The 16,134-nt window shown below is 62.0% G+C and carries 17 protein-coding genes; all 17 read right to left on the reverse strand.

The window, feature by feature from the left end:
• Window positions 1-150 precede the first annotated feature (150 nt).
• On the reverse strand, window positions 151-564 hold the full coding sequence (gene rplP / locus FQU74_RS15430; RefSeq protein ID WP_146287370.1) for a 50S ribosomal protein L16: 414 nt from the start codon (window positions 562-564) through the stop codon (window positions 151-153).
• 14 nt (window positions 565-578) lie between these two features.
• On the reverse strand, window positions 579-1,289 hold the full coding sequence (gene rpsC / locus FQU74_RS15435; protein ID WP_146287371.1) for a 30S ribosomal protein S3: 711 nt from the start codon (window positions 1,287-1,289) through the stop codon (window positions 579-581).
• The gene (rplV, locus tag FQU74_RS15440) at window positions 1,289-1,669 is read right to left on the reverse strand and encodes a 50S ribosomal protein L22 (RefSeq protein ID WP_146287372.1); all 381 of its coding nucleotides are present in this window, start codon (window positions 1,667-1,669) and stop codon (window positions 1,289-1,291) included. The genes rpsC and rplV overlap by 1 nt, the downstream gene beginning before the upstream one ends.
• Before the next feature lie 3 nt (window positions 1,670-1,672).
• Entirely contained in the window at window positions 1,673-1,951 is a 279-nt protein-coding gene (rpsS, locus tag FQU74_RS15445) for a 30S ribosomal protein S19 (RefSeq protein ID WP_146287373.1), read from the reverse strand.
• 3 nt (window positions 1,952-1,954) lie between these two features.
• On the reverse strand, window positions 1,955-2,791 hold the full coding sequence (gene rplB, locus FQU74_RS15450) for a 50S ribosomal protein L2 (protein ID WP_146287374.1): 837 nt from the start codon (window positions 2,789-2,791) through the stop codon (window positions 1,955-1,957).
• A gap of 173 nt (window positions 2,792-2,964) precedes the next feature.
• Window positions 2,965-3,264: a 50S ribosomal protein L23 gene (locus tag FQU74_RS15455; protein WP_146287375.1), complete on the reverse strand. Its 300-nt coding sequence runs from the start codon at window positions 3,262-3,264 to the stop codon at window positions 2,965-2,967.
• Window positions 3,261-3,881, reverse strand: a complete 621-nt coding sequence (gene rplD, locus FQU74_RS15460) for a 50S ribosomal protein L4 (RefSeq protein WP_146287376.1) — start codon at window positions 3,879-3,881, stop codon at window positions 3,261-3,263. The genes FQU74_RS15455 and rplD overlap by 4 nt, the downstream gene beginning before the upstream one ends.
• The gene (gene rplC / locus FQU74_RS15465; RefSeq protein WP_146287377.1) at window positions 3,878-4,594 is read right to left on the reverse strand and encodes a 50S ribosomal protein L3; all 717 of its coding nucleotides are present in this window, start codon (window positions 4,592-4,594) and stop codon (window positions 3,878-3,880) included. The genes rplD and rplC overlap by 4 nt, the downstream gene beginning before the upstream one ends.
• Window positions 4,595-4,607: 13 nt before the next feature.
• Window positions 4,608-4,916 (reverse strand): 30S ribosomal protein S10, encoded by a 309-nt coding sequence (rpsJ, locus tag FQU74_RS15470; protein WP_146287441.1) that lies wholly within the window; start codon window positions 4,914-4,916, stop codon window positions 4,608-4,610.
• Window positions 4,917-5,088: 172 nt separating this feature from the next.
• Window positions 5,089-6,264 carry an elongation factor Tu gene (gene tuf, locus FQU74_RS15475; RefSeq protein ID WP_146287378.1) on the reverse strand — a complete coding sequence of 392 codons (1,176 nt, stop codon included), beginning with the start codon at window positions 6,262-6,264 and terminating at the stop codon, window positions 5,089-5,091.
• Window positions 6,265-6,351: 87 nt separating this feature from the next.
• On the reverse strand, window positions 6,352-8,478 hold the full coding sequence (fusA, locus tag FQU74_RS15480) for an elongation factor G (RefSeq protein WP_146287379.1): 2,127 nt from the start codon (window positions 8,476-8,478) through the stop codon (window positions 6,352-6,354).
• A 9-nt stretch (window positions 8,479-8,487) separates the two neighbouring features.
• On the reverse strand, window positions 8,488-8,958 hold the full coding sequence (rpsG, locus tag FQU74_RS15485; RefSeq protein ID WP_054303068.1) for a 30S ribosomal protein S7: 471 nt from the start codon (window positions 8,956-8,958) through the stop codon (window positions 8,488-8,490).
• An 11-nt stretch (window positions 8,959-8,969) separates the two neighbouring features.
• Window positions 8,970-9,341 carry a 30S ribosomal protein S12 gene (rpsL, locus tag FQU74_RS15490; protein ID WP_091303734.1) on the reverse strand — a complete coding sequence of 124 codons (372 nt, stop codon included), beginning with the start codon at window positions 9,339-9,341 and terminating at the stop codon, window positions 8,970-8,972.
• Window positions 9,342-9,616: 275 nt separating this feature from the next.
• Complete coding sequence (locus FQU74_RS15495; RefSeq protein ID WP_146287380.1) at window positions 9,617-10,504, reverse strand: DMT family transporter; 888 nt, start codon at window positions 10,502-10,504, stop codon at window positions 9,617-9,619.
• Window positions 10,505-10,621: 117 nt separating this feature from the next.
• The gene (locus FQU74_RS15500) at window positions 10,622-11,458 is read right to left on the reverse strand and encodes a glycosyltransferase (RefSeq protein ID WP_146287381.1); all 837 of its coding nucleotides are present in this window, start codon (window positions 11,456-11,458) and stop codon (window positions 10,622-10,624) included.
• A 127-nt stretch (window positions 11,459-11,585) separates the two neighbouring features.
• Complete coding sequence (gene rpoC, locus FQU74_RS15505) at window positions 11,586-15,815, reverse strand: DNA-directed RNA polymerase subunit beta' (protein WP_146287382.1); 4,230 nt, start codon at window positions 15,813-15,815, stop codon at window positions 11,586-11,588.
• On the reverse strand, window positions 15,812-16,132 hold the full coding sequence (locus tag FQU74_RS15510; protein ID WP_146287383.1) for a hypothetical protein: 321 nt from the start codon (window positions 16,130-16,132) through the stop codon (window positions 15,812-15,814). Before FQU74_RS15510 ends, rpoC begins: the two co-directional genes overlap by 4 nt.
• Window positions 16,133-16,134 lie beyond the last annotated feature (2 nt).

A 16,134-nucleotide genomic window follows, 5' to 3' on the forward strand; every position in this document is an offset into this window, starting at 1 on the left:
CGATTCCGAGTCGCCCCGGAACCGCAGGATGCGTCCCTCTACAGGAGAGGGGGTGCAAGGGCAAGGGAAAGTTTTCCCCACCCCCCAATGAAGAAAGGCCCTGCAGGTGCAGGGCCTTTCTCAAGACGGCGGGGATCGCTCCCCTGCCCCTTACCAGTCTTCGCGGGCCACGATGCGGGTGGTGACCGGCAGCTTCATGGCGCCAAGACGCAGCGCTTCACGGGCGATCAACTCGCCCACGCCGTCGATCTCGAACATGATCCGGCCGGGCTTGACCTTGGCGACCCACCGGTCGACCGAGCCCTTGCCCTTACCCATACGCACTTCGGTCGGCTTCGACGACACCGGAACATCCGGGAAAATCCGGATCCAGACCCGGCCCTGACGCTTCATGTGACGGGTGATCGCACGACGCGCGGCTTCGATCTGGCGCGCGGTCACGCGCTCAGGCTCGGTTGCCTTCAGGGCAAAGGTGCCGAAGTTCAGGGCGAAACCGCCCTTGGCTTCGCCGTGGATGCGGCCCTTGTGCTGTTTGCGGAACTTCGTCCGTTTCGGTTGCAGCATCTCTCTCTACTCCCTTAAGCGCGTTCGCGCTCGCGCCGCTGCGGACGAGGAGACGGAGTCTCTTCGGACAGACGACGGTCATGCGCTTGCGGATCATGCTCAAGGATTTCGCCTTTGAAGATCCAGACCTTCACCCCGATGATCCCGTAAGGGGTCGAGGCTTCCGACAGAGCATAGTCGATGTCGGCACGCAGGGTATGCAGCGGCACGCGGCCTTCGCGATACCATTCGGTCCGCGCGATCTCGGCACCGCCAAGGCGGCCAGAGACGTTCACACGGATGCCGAGGGCGCCCATACGCATCGCGTTCTGCACGCCACGCTTCATGGCGCGGCGGAAGGACACGCGACGTTCCATCTGCTGGGCGATCGACTCGGCCACCAGCTGGGCGTCAAGCTCGGGCTTGCGCACTTCGACGATGTTGAGGTGCAGTTCCGACGCGGTGAACTTCGCAAGCTTCTTGCGCAGCCCCTCGATGTCGGCGCCCTTCTTGCCGATGATCACGCCCGGGCGCGCGGTGTGAATGGTCACACGGCATTTCCGGTGCGGACGCTCGATGATCACTTTCGACACGCCAGCCTGCTTGCACTCTTCGTGCACGAACTCGCGGATCTTGAGATCCTCGAGCAGCAGGTTGCCGTAGTCTTTCGAATCGGCGAACCAACGGCTGTCCCAGGTGCGGTTGACCTGAAGACGCATCCCGATCGGGTTGACCTTCTGACCCATTACGCAGTCTCCCCTTTCTGACGCACCTTGATGGTGATTTCCGAGAACGGCTTCATGATCTTGCCGAACCGGCCACGTGCACGCGGACGACCGCGTTTCATCACCAGGTTCTTGCCACACCAGGCTTCGGCAACCACCAGCTCGTCAACGTCGAGGCCGTGGTTGTTTTCAGCATTGGCGATGGCCGACTGCAGGCACTTCAGAACGTCTTGCGCGATCCGCTTCTTCGAGAAGGTCAGATCGGCAATTGCCTTTTCGACCTTCTTGCCGCGGATCAGGCCGGCGACGAGATTGAGTTTCTGCGGCGAGGTGCGAAGCATGCGGGCCTTGGCCAGCGCTTCGTTGTCCGCCACGCGGCGCGGATTCTTTTCCTTACCCATGGCTTACTTCCTCTTGGCTTTCTTGTCGGCCGCGTGACCATAATAGGTCCGGGTCGGCGAGTACTCGCCGAACTTCTGGCCAATCATTTCTTCGGTCACCGCGACGGGGATGTGCTTCTTGCCGTTGTAGACGGCGAAGGTCAGACCCACGAATTGCGGCAGGATGGTCGAACGACGCGACCAGATCTTGATCACTTCGCTCTTGCCCGACTCGCGTGCCTTTTCCGCTTTCTTCAGCAGATAGGCATCGACGAAGGGGCCTTTCCAGATAGAACGCGACATGGATTAACGCCCCTTCTTCGCATTGCGCGACCGGACAATGTACTTGTCGGTCTGCTTGTTCTTGCGGGTCTTGTTGCCCTTGGTGCCCTTGCCCCACGGAGTAACCGGGTGGCGGCCACCGGAGGTGCGGCCCTCACCACCACCATGCGGGTGGTCGATCGGGTTCATCGCAACGCCGCGAACGGTCGGACGAACGCCATAGTGGCGCATACGACCGGCTTTACCGAAGTTCTGGTTCGAGTTGTCGGGGTTCGACACGGCACCAACGGTGGCCATGCATTCTTGACGGACCATGCGCAGTTCGCCCGAGGACAGGCGGATCTGGGCGTAGCCACCATCACGGCCGACGAACTGGGCATAGGTGCCTGCGGCACGGGCCAGCTGGCCGCCCTTGCCGGGCTTCAGTTCGACGTTGTGGACGATGGTACCGATCGGCATGCCCGAGAAGGGCATCGCGTTTCCGGGCTTCACGTCGGTCTTGGCGCCGGCGACAACGGTGTCACCAACGGCCAGACGCTGCGGCGCCAGGATGTAGGCCAGTTCGCCATCGTTGTATTTCACGAGAGCGATGAAGGCGGTACGGTTCGGATCGTATTCGATCCGCTCGACGACCGCCGGAACGTCGAACTTGCGACGTTTGAAATCGACAACGCGGTAGAGACGCTTCGCGCCACCACCCTTGTGCCACATCGTGACGCGTCCGGTGTTGTTGCGGCCACCCGTCTTGGTCAGACCCTCGGTGAGGGCTTTGACGGGACGACCTTTCCACAGCTCCGAACGGTCGATCAGAACCAGCCCACGCTGGCCAGGCGTCGTCGGCTTATACGACTTAAGTGCCATGCTTTCTGTCTTCCGTTTGCTTGCGCATGGCGCCCCTTGTCCTGTTGCCAGTCGCGGGTCGCTGTCGCGCGGTTGAAGGGCTCCGAAGATCCCCGGTGAAATGCGTAATCACTGATTCCGCAAAAGACCGGCGGCCCCGGAAAGCCGGGGCCGCGCGATTCGTGGGCCTTCTATCAGAGGCCCGAGGCCACGTCGATAGAGTTCCCCTCTTCGAGGATCACATAGGCCTTCTTCTTGTCGCTACGCTCGCCGGGGCGACCGCGGAAGCGTTTGACCTTGCCTTTCGAGACGACGGTATTCACGGCCTTGACCTTCACACCAAAGACAGCCTCAACGGCTTCCTTGATCTGGGGCTTGGTCGCATCCATCGACACGAGGAAAGTAGCCGCATTCGAGGTTTCGGCCGCGAGGGTCGATTTCTCGGTGATGATCGGCTTCTTGATCAGGTCGTAGTGTTCGGGCTTGGCGGTCATTTCAGACGAGCCTCCAGAGCTTCGACACCCGCTTTCGTGATCACCAGTTGATCACGCTTCAGGATGTCATAGACGTTGGCACCGATCGACGGCAGCACATCGATGGTTTCGATGTTGCGGGCAGCCTTGACGAAGTTCTCGTTCAGCTCGGCGCCGTCGATGATCAGCACGCGCTTCCAACCCAGTTCCTTCGCCGCTTTCGCAAGCTGCGCGGTCTTGGCTTCGGCCATTGCGATCGAGTCGACGATGATCAGCTCGCCAGCCTTGGCTTTCGCCGACAGGGCATGGCGCAGGCCAAGGGCACGGAACTTCTTGGGCAGGTCATGGGCATGCGACCGGGGCTGCGGGCCCTTGTACACACCACCGTGACGGAAGATCGGGGCCTTCTTGGAACCGTGACGAGCGCCGCCGGTGCCTTTCTGGCGATAGATCTTCTTGGTCGAGTAGCTGACGTCCGACTTGCCCAGCGTCGAGTGGGTGCCAGCCTGGGCTTTCGCCCGCTGCCAGCGCACGACGCGGTGCAGGATGTCGGCGCGCGGCTCAAGGCCGAACAGCGCTTCGTCCAGATCGATGGAACCGGCTTTGCCGCCGTCCAGCTTGATCACATCAAGTTTCATGCTTCACCCCCTTCGGCGGTGGCTTCAGCAGCCGGCGCGGCCGAACGAACAGCGGCGGGCAACGGAATGCCAGCCGGAGCGGCCTTCTTCACCGCATCCTTGACGGTAACCCAGCCACCCTTCGAGCCGGGCACTGCGCCCTTCACGAGGATCAGGCCACGGTCGGCGTCGGTCTTGACGACCTGCAGGTTCTGCGTGGTCACACGCACGGCACCCAGATGGCCAGCCATCTTCTTGCCCTTGAACACCTTGCCCGGGTCCTGGCACTGGCCGGTCGAACCGTGCGAACGGTGCGAGATCGACACACCGTGCGAGGCACGCAGACCACCAAAGTTGTGGCGCTTCATCGCACCGGCAAAGCCCTTACCGATCGAGGTCCCGGCGATGTCAACGAACTGACCCGCGAGGTAGTGGTCGGCGGTGATTTCCGCGCCCACATCGATCAGGTTTTCCGGGCTCACACGGAACTCGGCCACCTTGCGCTTCGGAGCCACATTCGACTTGGCGAAGTGGCCGCGCTGCGCGGCGGTCGTGTTCTTGGCCTTTGCGGTACCCGCACCCAGCTGAACGGCCGTGTAGCCATCCTTGTCGGCGGTGCGCTGAGCAACCACCTGAAGGGCATCGAGTTGAAGAACGGTCACAGGAACCTGCTTGCCGTCTTCGAGGAACAGCCGGGTCATGCCCAGCTTCTTGGCGATAACACCAGAACGCATCTGTTCGCCCCCCTTACACTTTGATCTCGACGTCCACGCCAGCGGCGAGGTCGAGCTTCATCAGCGCGTCCACGGTCTGGGGGGTCGGATCGACGATGTCGAGAAGACGCTTGTGCGTGCGGATTTCCCACTGGTCGCGCGACTTCTTGTCGATGTGCGGACCACGGAGAACCGTGAATTTCTCGATCTTGTTCGGCAGCGGGATCGGGCCACGCACTTGCGCGCCGGTCCGCTTGGCCGTGTTCACGATTTCCTGCGTCGAGGCATCCAGGACGCGGTAATCGAAGGCTTTGAGCCTGATGCGGATGGTCTGAGTCATAATTGCCCCTTGGGCTCGGCGGGAAGCTTCGGGCCGGCGCACCGCCCCCAAACCCCTCTTCCGTAGGTTTCTTGCATAGGGATGAAATAAACGAGTCAGCCCGAAGGCTGACCCGTCACGCATCATCGCGTGCGTTTAGTCGGGCTGGCCCCGAAGGGCAAGCCCGGAATCATCATCACTCGATGATTTTCGAGACGACGCCTGCGCCGACGGTGCGACCGCCTTCACGGATGGCGAAGCGGAGCTTCTCTTCCATGGCGATCGGCGCGATCAGCGAGACGTTGAACTTCAGGTTGTCGCCCGGCATCACCATCTCGGTGCCTTCCGGCAGCTCGACGGTGCCCGTCACGTCGGTCGTGCGGAAGTAGAACTGCGGACGGTAGTTCGCGAAGAACGGGGTGTGACGACCGCCTTCTTCCTTGGTCAGGATGTAGGCTTCAGCCTCGAACTTCGTGTGCGGCTTCACCGAACCGGGCTTGCACAGCACCTGGCCGCGCTCGATCCCGTCACGGTCAACGCCGCGCAGCAGCAGACCGACGTTGTCGCCAGCCTCGCCCTGGTCCAGCAGCTTGCGGAACATCTCGACGCCGGTGCAGACCGTCTTCTTCGACGGACGGATGCCGACGATCTCAAGTTCCTCGCCAACCTTCACAACGCCGCGCTCGATACGGCCGGTGGCAACAGTGCCGCGACCCGAGATCGAGAACACGTCTTCGACCGGCATCAGGAAGGGCTGGTCAACAGCACGTGCAGGCGTCGGGATGTATTCGTCAACAGCCGCGATCAGAGCCTTGATGGCGTCTTCGCCAATCGCCTTCTCGGTGCCGTTCATCGCGTGCAGAGCCGAACCCTTGATGATCGGAATATCGTCGCCGGGGTAGTCATACGACGACAGAAGTTCGCGGATTTCCATTTCCACGAGTTCCAGCAGTTCCGGGTCATCGACCTGGTCAACCTTGTTCATGAACACGACCATGTAGGGAATGCCCACCTGGCGGCCCAGAAGGATGTGCTCGCGCGTCTGCGGCATCGGGCCGTCAGCAGCCGAAACCACCAGAATGGCGCCGTCCATCTGCGCAGCACCCGTGATCATGTTCTTCACGTAGTCGGCGTGGCCGGGGCAGTCCACGTGCGCGTAGTGGCGCGCTTCCGATTCGTATTCCACGTGGGCCGTCGAGATCGTGATCCCGCGCGCACGCTCTTCCGGCGCACCGTCGATCTGGTCGTAGGCGCGGAATTCACCAAAGTACTTGGTGATCGCCGCCGTCAGCGTCGTCTTGCCGTGGTCAACGTGGCCGATGGTGCCAATGTTGACGTGCGGTTTGTTCCGTTCAAACTTTGCCTTTGCCATGGGGGCAAACTCCTCAATGCGTTGCGATGCGGTGCGCCAGGGCGCACCCTACGATGTGGTAGGGCGGGGTTTCCCCCGCCGCACCGATCAGGCGTATTTCTTCTGGATCTCTTGCGAGATGTTTTCCGGCACGGCGTCGTAGTGATCGAATTCCATCGAGAACACCGCGCGGCCCGAGGTCATCGAGCGCAGCGTGTTGATGTAGCCGAACATGTTGGCCAGCGGGACCATCGAAGAGATCACGTTGGCATTGCCGCGGCTGTCCTGGCCGGTCACCATACCCCGACGCGAGGTCAGGTCGCCGATGACGCCGCCGGTGTATTCCTCCGGGGTGACGACTTCGACTTTCATGATCGGCTCGAGCAGCTTGGCTCCGGCCTTCTTCAGACCTTCGCGCATGGCGGCACGCGACGCGATTTCGAAGGCGAGAACCGACGAGTCGACGTCGTGGAACGCGCCGTCGATCAGTTGCACCTTGAAGTCGATCACCGGGAAGCCGGCCAGCGGGCCCGAGTCCATGACGGACTTGATGCCTTTTTCGACGCCGGGGATGTATTCCTTCGGAACCGCACCACCCACGATCTTGGATTCGAACGAATAGCCTTCGCCCGGCTCCGTCGGCGAGATGATCAGCTTGACGCGCGCGAACTGGCCGGTACCACCGGTCTGCTTCTTGTGCGTGTAGTCGATTTCATGCTCGCGCGAGATCGTTTCGCGATACGCCACCTGCGGGGCCCCGATGTTCGCCTCGACCTTGAACTCGCGGCGCATACGATCCACGAGGATGTCGAGGTGAAGTTCGCCCATGCCCTTCATGATCGTCTGACCCGACTCGAGATCGGTTTCGACGCGGAAGGACGGGTCTTCGGCGGCCAGACGAGCGAGAGCTATGCCCATCTTCTCCTGGTCGGCTTTGGTCTTCGGCTCCACCGCGATCTCGATAACCGGGACCGGGAAGGTCATGGTTTCGAGAACGACGGGTGCATTCGGGTCGCAAAGCGTATCGCCGGTGGTGGTCTCTTTCAGACCGCCAAGCGCGATGATGTCGCCCGAGAAGGCTTCGGTGATTTCCTCACGCTCGATGGCGTGCATCATCATCATGCGGCCCACGCGCTCGCGGCGCTGTTTGGTCGCATTCATCATCGCGTCGCCCTTGGCCAGCTTGCCCGAATAGATCCGGGTGAAGGTCAGCGAGCCCACGAAGGGGTCGTTCATGATCTTGAAGGCCAGCGCCGAGAAGGGCTGGTCATCATCGGCCGAACGGGCGATGTTGCGGGTTTCCGTCTCGTCGCCCGGTGCGAAGCCCATGTAGGGCGGCACGTCCAGCGGCGAGGGTAGATAGTCGATCACGGCGTTCAGGAGGGGCTGCACGCCCTTGTTCTTGAACGACGAACCAGCCATCACCGGGATGAAGTCGATTGCGAGCGTGCCCTTGCGGATCAGCGCGCGCAGCTCTTCAGCCGACGGCTCGTTGCCTTCGAGATAGGCTTCCATCGCGGCATCGTCCTGGCCGACGGCGGTTTCCAGCAGGTTCAGGCGCCATTCATCGGCCTGATCCTTCAGTTCCGCACGGATCGGCTGGCGCTTCCACGACGCACCAAGATCTTCGCCCTCATAGACCCATTCTTCCATGGTCACGAGGTCGATGATGCCTTCCAGCTTGTCTTCCGAACCGATCGGCAGGACGATCGGCATGGCATTGGCGCCGGTCCGGTCCTTGATCATCTTCACGCAGTTGAAGAAGTCGGCGCCGGTCTTGTCCATCTTGTTGACGAACACGATCCGCGGAACCTTGTAGCGGTCAGCCTGACGCCACACGGTCTCGGTCTGGGGCTCCACGCCGGCGTTGCCGTCGAGCAGAACCACAGCGCCGTCGAGCACGGCCAGCGAACGTTCGACTTCGATGGTGAAGTCAACGTGGCCGGGGGTGTCGATGATGTTGAAGCGATACTTCGTCGACTTGTCGCCCACGCCGCTCGACGGGTCGACCTGACGGTTCCAGAACGTGGTCGTGGCAGCCGAAGTGATGGTGATGCCGCGCTCTTGTTCCTGCTCCATCCAGTCCATCGTCGCGGCGCCGTCATGGACTTCGCCGATCTTGTGGGACTTGCCGGTGTAGTAAAGGATGCGTTCCGAAGTCGTGGTCTTGCCCGCGTCGATATGGGCAATGATCCCGAAATTGCGATAACGCTCAAGCGGATAGTCGCGTGCCATAATGACCCCTTACCAGCGGTAATGGCTGAACGCTTTGTTCGCGTCGGCCATCTTGTGGGTGTCTTCGCGCTTCTTCACCGCGGTACCACGGTTGTTCACCGCGTCAGCCAGTTCGGCGGCCAGACGTTCTTCCATGGTATTCTCGTTGCGCTTGCGGGCAGCAGTGATCACCCAGCGGATCGCCAGGGCTTCACGGCGCTCGGTGCGCACTTCGACCGGAACCTGATAGGTCGCACCGCCCACACGGCGGGAACGGACCTCAACGGCCGGCTTGACGTTGTCCAGGGCCTCATGGAAAGCCTGAACCGGCTCGCGCTTGAGGCGCTTTTCCATGCGCTCCAGGGCGCCATAGACGATCGATTCGGCGACGGACTTCTTGCCATCGATCATCAGGTTGTTCATGAATTTGCTCAGCACGCGATCGCCATATTTGGCGTCGGGCAGGATCTCGCGCTTTTCGGCGGCGTGACGACGGGACATCTCTCAGAACCTCACTTCGGACGCTTCGCGCCGTATTTCGAACGACGCTGACGACGGTCTTTGACGCCTTGGGTATCCAGGACGCCGCGCAGGATGTGGTAACGCACACCGGGAAGGTCTTTCACCCGGCCGCCGCGGATCAGCACTACAGAGTGCTCTTGCAGGTTGTGCTTTTCACCGGGGATATAGCTGATGACCTCGAAGCCGTTGGTCAGACGCACCTTGGCGACTTTCCGCATAGCGGAGTTCGGCTTTTTCGGGGTCGTGGTGTACACGCGGGTGCACACGCCGCGCTTCTGGGGGCACGATTCCAAGTGCTGCGACTTGGACCGCGTCTTCCGTGCTTCCCGCGGCTTGCGGATCAGCTGTTGGATCGTCGGCATTAGACTAGCCTCTATCTTGCAACCCGTTCAATCACCGCTCGTCAACGGCGTTTCCGGGGGCATTTCTTCGACATGTGCCATGCGCGTCCACAAAGCACGAAAACCGCATCCGTCCCCTTCGCGGGGCCGACGCGGTGGAATTTCAGAGGATCGGGGCTGTTCGGCCCGGATCGTGACCACATCCATACTGATACCCCGCCCTGCGGGACGCAGGTCGAGGTAGCGGGCGTATAGGGGGAGTCGCACCCAATGTCAACAGCAGCAGGCCAGGCCGGTCAGGCCGTCGCATGGCGCACCCGACGTTCGCGCCAGAGGGTAAAGATACCGGTCGCGACAACGATCGCCGCACCGAAGACTGTCCAGTGATCGGGCAGAGTGCCGAAGCCCAGATAGCCCAGCAGGATCGCCCAGAAAAGCGCCATGTACCGGAAGGGCGCGATAAAGCCGATGTCCCCCGCGCGCATGACCATGACCACTGTCATATAGCCCACGATCAGGTTGGCGGCAGCGCCGAAGATCAACCCCACCTCTGACATGCTCACGGGCTGCCAGCCCTCGAACAGTGCCCCCGCAAGCCCCAGAACCGTGACTGACAGACCGGCCCAGACCGCCACAACAACCGAGGGAACCGCGCCACTGATCAGTCGGGTCGAGAGATCCCGCACCACCACCGCCGCCACCGAGGCCAGCCCGAGCATGGCCCAGAAGTCGAACCCATCGGTGCCCGGCTTCACGATCAACAGAACCCCACCGAAGCCCACGGTGATGGCGAGCAGGCGGCGCCAGCCGATCGGTTCGTGAAAGATGAGCGCCGCCGCCAGTGTCACCGCGAGCGGCAGCGATTGCATGATCGCCGAGAGGTTCGCGAGCGGCATATGCGTCAGCGCAACGAGGAAGGTCACGGTCCCCAGGACCTCGGCTATCGTCCTCACAATGACAACCGCGCCATCGCGCCCGCGAGGCAAAAGCTGCGCGAAAGTTGCGCCGCGCAATTGCCAGACCGCCAGCGCCAGCAGGCAGATCGTCGTAATGACACCACGCAGCGTGATCGCCTGAAACAACGGCATCGACTGCGAGACCAGCTTCATGCAGGTGTCGTTCAGCGTGAAGGCCAGCATGGCGATGTTCATCAACACCACGCCGCGCAGGTTGTCGTTCTGCATTTCGCCCCCGAGGCTCGCAGCATCGCGGCCTGATTGCCATGCCGCGCGACGGGATGCGCGCCAGTCTGTCCGCCAAGTCGTCCGTTCGCGACACAAAGCGGCGCGAATGCAGCTCATTTAGTGAGAGGCGGCCGCAGTCAACGGATGGCACAGCACGCGCAAGTCTTCCGCCTTGAACGGAAAGTTCGCCTCGATTGCCGCCGCGACATCGGCCCAGTCTGCACGCTCGACCGCGCCAGAGGCATGGGGCGTGCTGTCATTGTCGCCATGGACGGTCCGGATAAAGGCCGGGACGCCAAGATCCGTGTAGGTATTGTAAAACTGTGCACTTGCCCGGTGGTTTCGTCGATAGATGTTCTCTGGCATCTCGCGCGTCGTGGTCATGGCCAGCCCGAGGCCAATGGGCTGTTTCTCGGCGACCTCATAGACGAGATTGCCTTCGGGCTTCAGCTCTAGAAAGAAGCCACGGTTGCAGCCGGTCACCAATGGCCGGTCCAGACCTGACAAGGGCAGCAGATGTTCGACCATGCGCCGCATGCGTGCGATATGCTGGATGTCGATGGCATCGTCATCATCCAGTCGAAACCCTGTGACATGCGTCGCATCGTCCGACACCAATTGAGCAAATGCCTTCCGTGTGGCGAAATAGTGGGGGAGCTGATCAAGTGCGATGACCTTTGCCCCGCGCAAGGGGGCGACGGCATCCTGCAGGCGTGTCCGCCACGGTTTCGGCAGCCCCCGCCCGATCAGGAAACCCATCCGGAAATCGCCATCGGCCTGCGCGAGCAGTGAAGGCAGCGTCAACTGCTCGAACAGATTGAAGCGGCGTTGCAGACGCGCAGGGTCATAGAGCCGTGCCTCGGCCTGAGCGACCTCTTGCTCGCCGGGCGAGAAGCCCCCCTTCGAGGGGTATGAGAACCGCATCAGCCCGATGATCTGGTTGCGAAAGGTCACGCGAAGCTGCCCCGTCCTGCCTTACCCGTCGCCGAGGATGGCTGGGACGGGCAGCACTGTCAAACCCCGCTCGCCAATGAAAAAGGCCCCCGTCACATGGACGGGGGCCCCTTCAGTTTCGTCAGGATCACTCCTGGTTTTCGACCGTCTCGACCAGACCTGCGTCGGTGTCCATCACCTCAAGGCCCGGTGCCGAGATTACGGCCTGCGCATCGTTGCGCCGCGCCTCGATCACCACATGGTCCCGCTCGGTCGCGATCTTCTTCACGCGGCTAGTGGCACCGCCGGTGCCGGCCGGGATCAGACGACCCACGATGACGTTCTCTTTCAGGCCGACCAGCTTGTCGCGCTTGCCCTGAACCGATGCCTCGGTCAGCACACGCGTGGTTTCCTGGAACGACGCGGCCGAGATGAACGACCGGGTCTGCAGGCTGGCCTTGGTGATGCCCAGAAGGATCGGCTCGGCAACCGCCTCGCGCTGACCACGAGCCCGCGCCTTGGCGTTCTCTTCGTCCAGCTCGATCTTCTCGACATGCTCGCCCTTGAGCAGCGTCGTCTCGCCCGAGTCCAGAATCTCGTACTTCTGGAGCATCTGGCGCACGATCACCTCGATGTGCTTGTCGTTGATGCGCACGCCTTGCAGACGATACACATCCTGCACCTCGTCGATCATGTAGTTCGCCAGCGCCTCGACACCCATGATGCGCAGGATGTCATGCGGCGCGGGGTTGCCGTCCATGATGTAGTCGCCCTTCTGGACGAAGTCGCCTTCCTGAACCGGAATATGCTTCCCTTTCGGGATCATGTATTCCATCGGCGACAGCGTTTCGTCCACCGGCTCGATGGTGATGCGGCGCTTGGACTTGTAGTCCTTGCCGAAGCGCACATAGCCATCGGTTTCGGCGATGATCGCGTGATCTTTCGGGCGACGGGCTTCGAACAGTTCGGCCACGCGGGGAAGACCCCCGGTGATGTCCTTGGTCTTGGCGCCTTCGCGCGGAATACGCGCCACCACGTCGCCGGCCTTGATCTCTTGCCCGTCTTCCAGCGAGAGGATCGCGTCCACCGACATCGGATAGCTGATCGGGTTGCCCTGATCGTTGCGCATCGGCTCGCCCGTTTCCGGGTTCATCACGATGACCTCGGGCTTGAGATCCGACCCGCGCGGAGCCGAACGCCAGTCCGAGACGATCTTCTGCGTCATGCCGGTCGCATCGTCGGTCTCTTCGCGCACCGAGATGCCCGAGATCAGATCGACGAACCGCGCCACACCGCCCTTTTCGGCGATGATCGGCAGGGTATAGGGGTCCCATTCGAACAGCTTGGCGCCACGCTTGACCATCTGGCCTTCCTTGGCGTGGACCTTCGCACCGTAGCCGACCTTGTGGACGGCACGTTCCTGGCCCGCCTCGTCGATGATCGCGATCGCCATGTTCCGGCCCATAACGATCTGTTCGCCGTTGGCGTTCGCCAGCAGGTTCGGGTTGCGGAACTCGACCTTGCCTTCCTGGCTTGCTTCAAGGAACGACTGCTGACCGCCCTGCGCGATGCCGCCGATGTGGAAGGTCCGCATCGTCAGCTGCGTGCCAGGCTCACCGATCGACTGCGCGGCGATGATGCCCACCGCCTCGCCGATGTTGACCAGCGTGCCGCGTGCGAGGTCACGGCCATAGCACATGGCGCAGACGCCCTCTTCGGCATCACAGGTCAGCGGGCTGCGGATACGCGCAACCTGCACACCGTGGCTGTGGATCGCATCGGCCTTGCGCTCGTCAATCAGCTCACCCTGCTTGACGATCACCTCTTCGGTGCCGGGCACCAGGATGTCCTCGGCGGCCACACGCCCAAGTGCGCGCTCGCCGATCGAGGCCACCATCTCGCCGTCCTTGACCGCGTTGCTGACCTTGATCGCGCGATCGGTGCCGCAGTCGTGGCTGCGGACGATGCAATCCTGCGCCACGTCCACCAGACGACGGGTCAGGTAACCCGAGTTCGCGGTCTTGAGCGCGGTGTCGGCCAGACCCTTACGGGCACCGTGAGTCGAGTTGAAGTATTCAAGAACGGTCAGACCTTCCTTGAAGTTCGAGATGATCGGCGTCTCGATGATCTCACCCGACGGCTTGGCCATCAGGCCGCGCATCCCGCCAAGCTGCTTCATCTGCGCGGGCGAGCCCCGCGCACCCGAGTGCGACATCATGTAGACCGAGTTCGGCTCTTTCTCGGCGCCCGCGTCATCGACGCGCACAGCCGAGATCTCGGCCATCATCTCTGCCGCGACCTTGTCCGAGCACTTGGACCAGGCATCGACGACCTTGTTGTACTTCTCACCCTGGGTGATCAGGCCGTCCATGTACTGCTGCTCGAACTCCTTCACCTGATCGCGGACCTCGTTCACGATGGTCCATTTGCTGTCAGGGATCAGCATGTCGTCCTTGCCGAACGAGATGCCGGCCTTGAAGGCCTCGCGGAAGCCCAGCCCCATGATCTGGTCACAGAAGATCACCGATTCCTTCTGGCCGCAGTAGCGGTAGACGGTATCGATGACGGTCTGGACGTCCTTCTTGCGCAGAAGACGGTTCACCAGTTCGAACGGAGCTTTCGCGTTCAGCGGCAGCAGGTTGCCCAGACGCAGACGGCCGGGGGTCGTCTCGTAGCGCTTCCAGACGATGTTGCCCTCGTCGTCGACCTGACGCAGACGCGCCTTGATGCGGGCGTGCAGATGCACCGCACCGGCAGCCAGCGCGTGTTCCACTTCCTCGACGTCAGCAAAGGCCATGCCCTCACCGACCATGCCCTTGCGTTCCATGGTGGTGTAGTAAAGACCCAGAACCATGTCCTGCGACGGAACGATGATCGGCGCACCGTTGGCGGGCGACAGCACGTTGTTCGTCGACATCATCAGCACGCGCGCTTCCAGCTGGGCTTCCAGCGAAAGCGGGACGTGGACGGCCATCTGGTCGCCGTCGAAGTCGGCGTTGAAGGCCGAGCAGACCAGCGGGTGCAGCTGGATCGCCTTGCCTTCGATCAGGATCGGCTCGAACGCCTGAATCCCCAGACGGTGCAGCGTCGGCGCGCGGTTCAGAAGAACCGGATGCTCGCGGATGACCTCGTCGAGGATATCCCAGACCTCGGGGCGCTCTTTCTCGACCAGCTTCTTGGCCTGCTTCACGGTCGACGACAGGCCCTTGGCCTCAAGCCGCGAGTAGATGAAGGGCTTGAACAGCTCCAGCGCCATCTTCTTGGGCAGACCGCACTGATGCAGTTTCAGCTCCGGCCCCGTCACGATGACCGAACGACCCGAGAAGTCGACGCGCTTGCCCAGCAGGTTCTGACGGAACCGGCCCTGCTTGCCCTTCAGCATGTCGGACAGCGATTTCAGCGGGCGCTTGTTGGTGCCCGTGATCACGCGGCCGCGGCGGCCGTTGTCAAACAGCGCGTCCACCGCCTCTTGCAGCATCCGCTTTTCGTTGCGCACGATGATGTCGGGTGCGCGCAGCTCGATCAGCCGCTTCAGACGGTTGTTACGGTTGATGACACGGCGATAGAGGTCGTTCAGGTCAGAGGTCGCGAAACGACCACCGTCCAGCGGCACCAGCGGACGCAGTTCCGGCGGGATCACCGGCAGAACGGTCAGGATCATCCATTCCGGACGGTTGCCCGATTCCAGGAAGGATTCAACGATCTTCAGCCGCTTGATGATCTTCTTCGGCTTCAGCTCGCCCGTGGCTTCCTTCAGCTCTTCGCGCAGCTTCTCGGCCTCGGACTCGAGGTCGATGTTCTGCAGCATCTCGCGGATGGCCTCGGCGCCGATATTGGCGGTGAAGGCATCGGCGCCATACTGGTCCTGCGCGTCGAGGTATTCTTCCTCGGTCAGCTGTTGCTGATAGGTCAGGTCGGTCAGACCCGGCTCGATAACGACGTAGTTTTCAAAGTAGAGGATGCGTTCCAGATCGCGCAGCGTCATGTCCAGCATCAGACCGATGCGGCTCGGCAGCGACTTCAGGAACCAGATGTGGGCAACGGGCGCAGCCAGTTCGATATGGCCCATGCGCTCGCGGCGCACCTTCTGCAGGGTGACCTCGACGCCGCATTTTTCGCAGACGACGCCGCGATATTTCATACGCTTGTATTTGCCGCAGAGGCATTCGTAGTCCTTGATCGGGCCAAAGATACGCGCGCAGAACAGGCCGTCTCGCTCGGGCTTGAACGTGCGGTAGTTGATGGTCTCGGGCTTCTTGATCTCGCCATAGGACCACGACAGGATCCGCTCGGGCGAAGCCAGCGAGATCTTGATCTCGTCAAAGGTCTTCACCGGCGCGACCGGGTTGAACGGGTTGGTGCTGAGTTCCTGGTTCATTTCATGTCCCTTTCAGGCACAGGGCAGGAGAATTGCATCATTCGGTCTGTGAAGATGCCGTAGACTTTGCCGTGCCGGATGGTTTCTCGGGCAATTTGTGTGTCGGGCAGCCCGCAATGGCGGGCTGCTGCGCGGAGAAGTTTGGGCTCTGACCTCGCGAGCGTGGACCAACTGTTGGTCCGAGCAACAAATTCATGTTGCTCAGCCGGTTGATTACGAGCGCCTGCAAAGCGTGTCGCTTCACGAATCTCAACACTGCTGCAGCCCATCAGGGCCACGCTGCCAAGCATCGCGAAAGCGGGCCGCCCGAAGGTCATGC

The organism is Gemmobacter aquaticus (assembly GCF_007859075.1).
In the GTDB taxonomy this organism is placed as follows: Bacteria; Pseudomonadota; Alphaproteobacteria; order Rhodobacterales; family Rhodobacteraceae; genus Gemmobacter; species Gemmobacter aquaticus.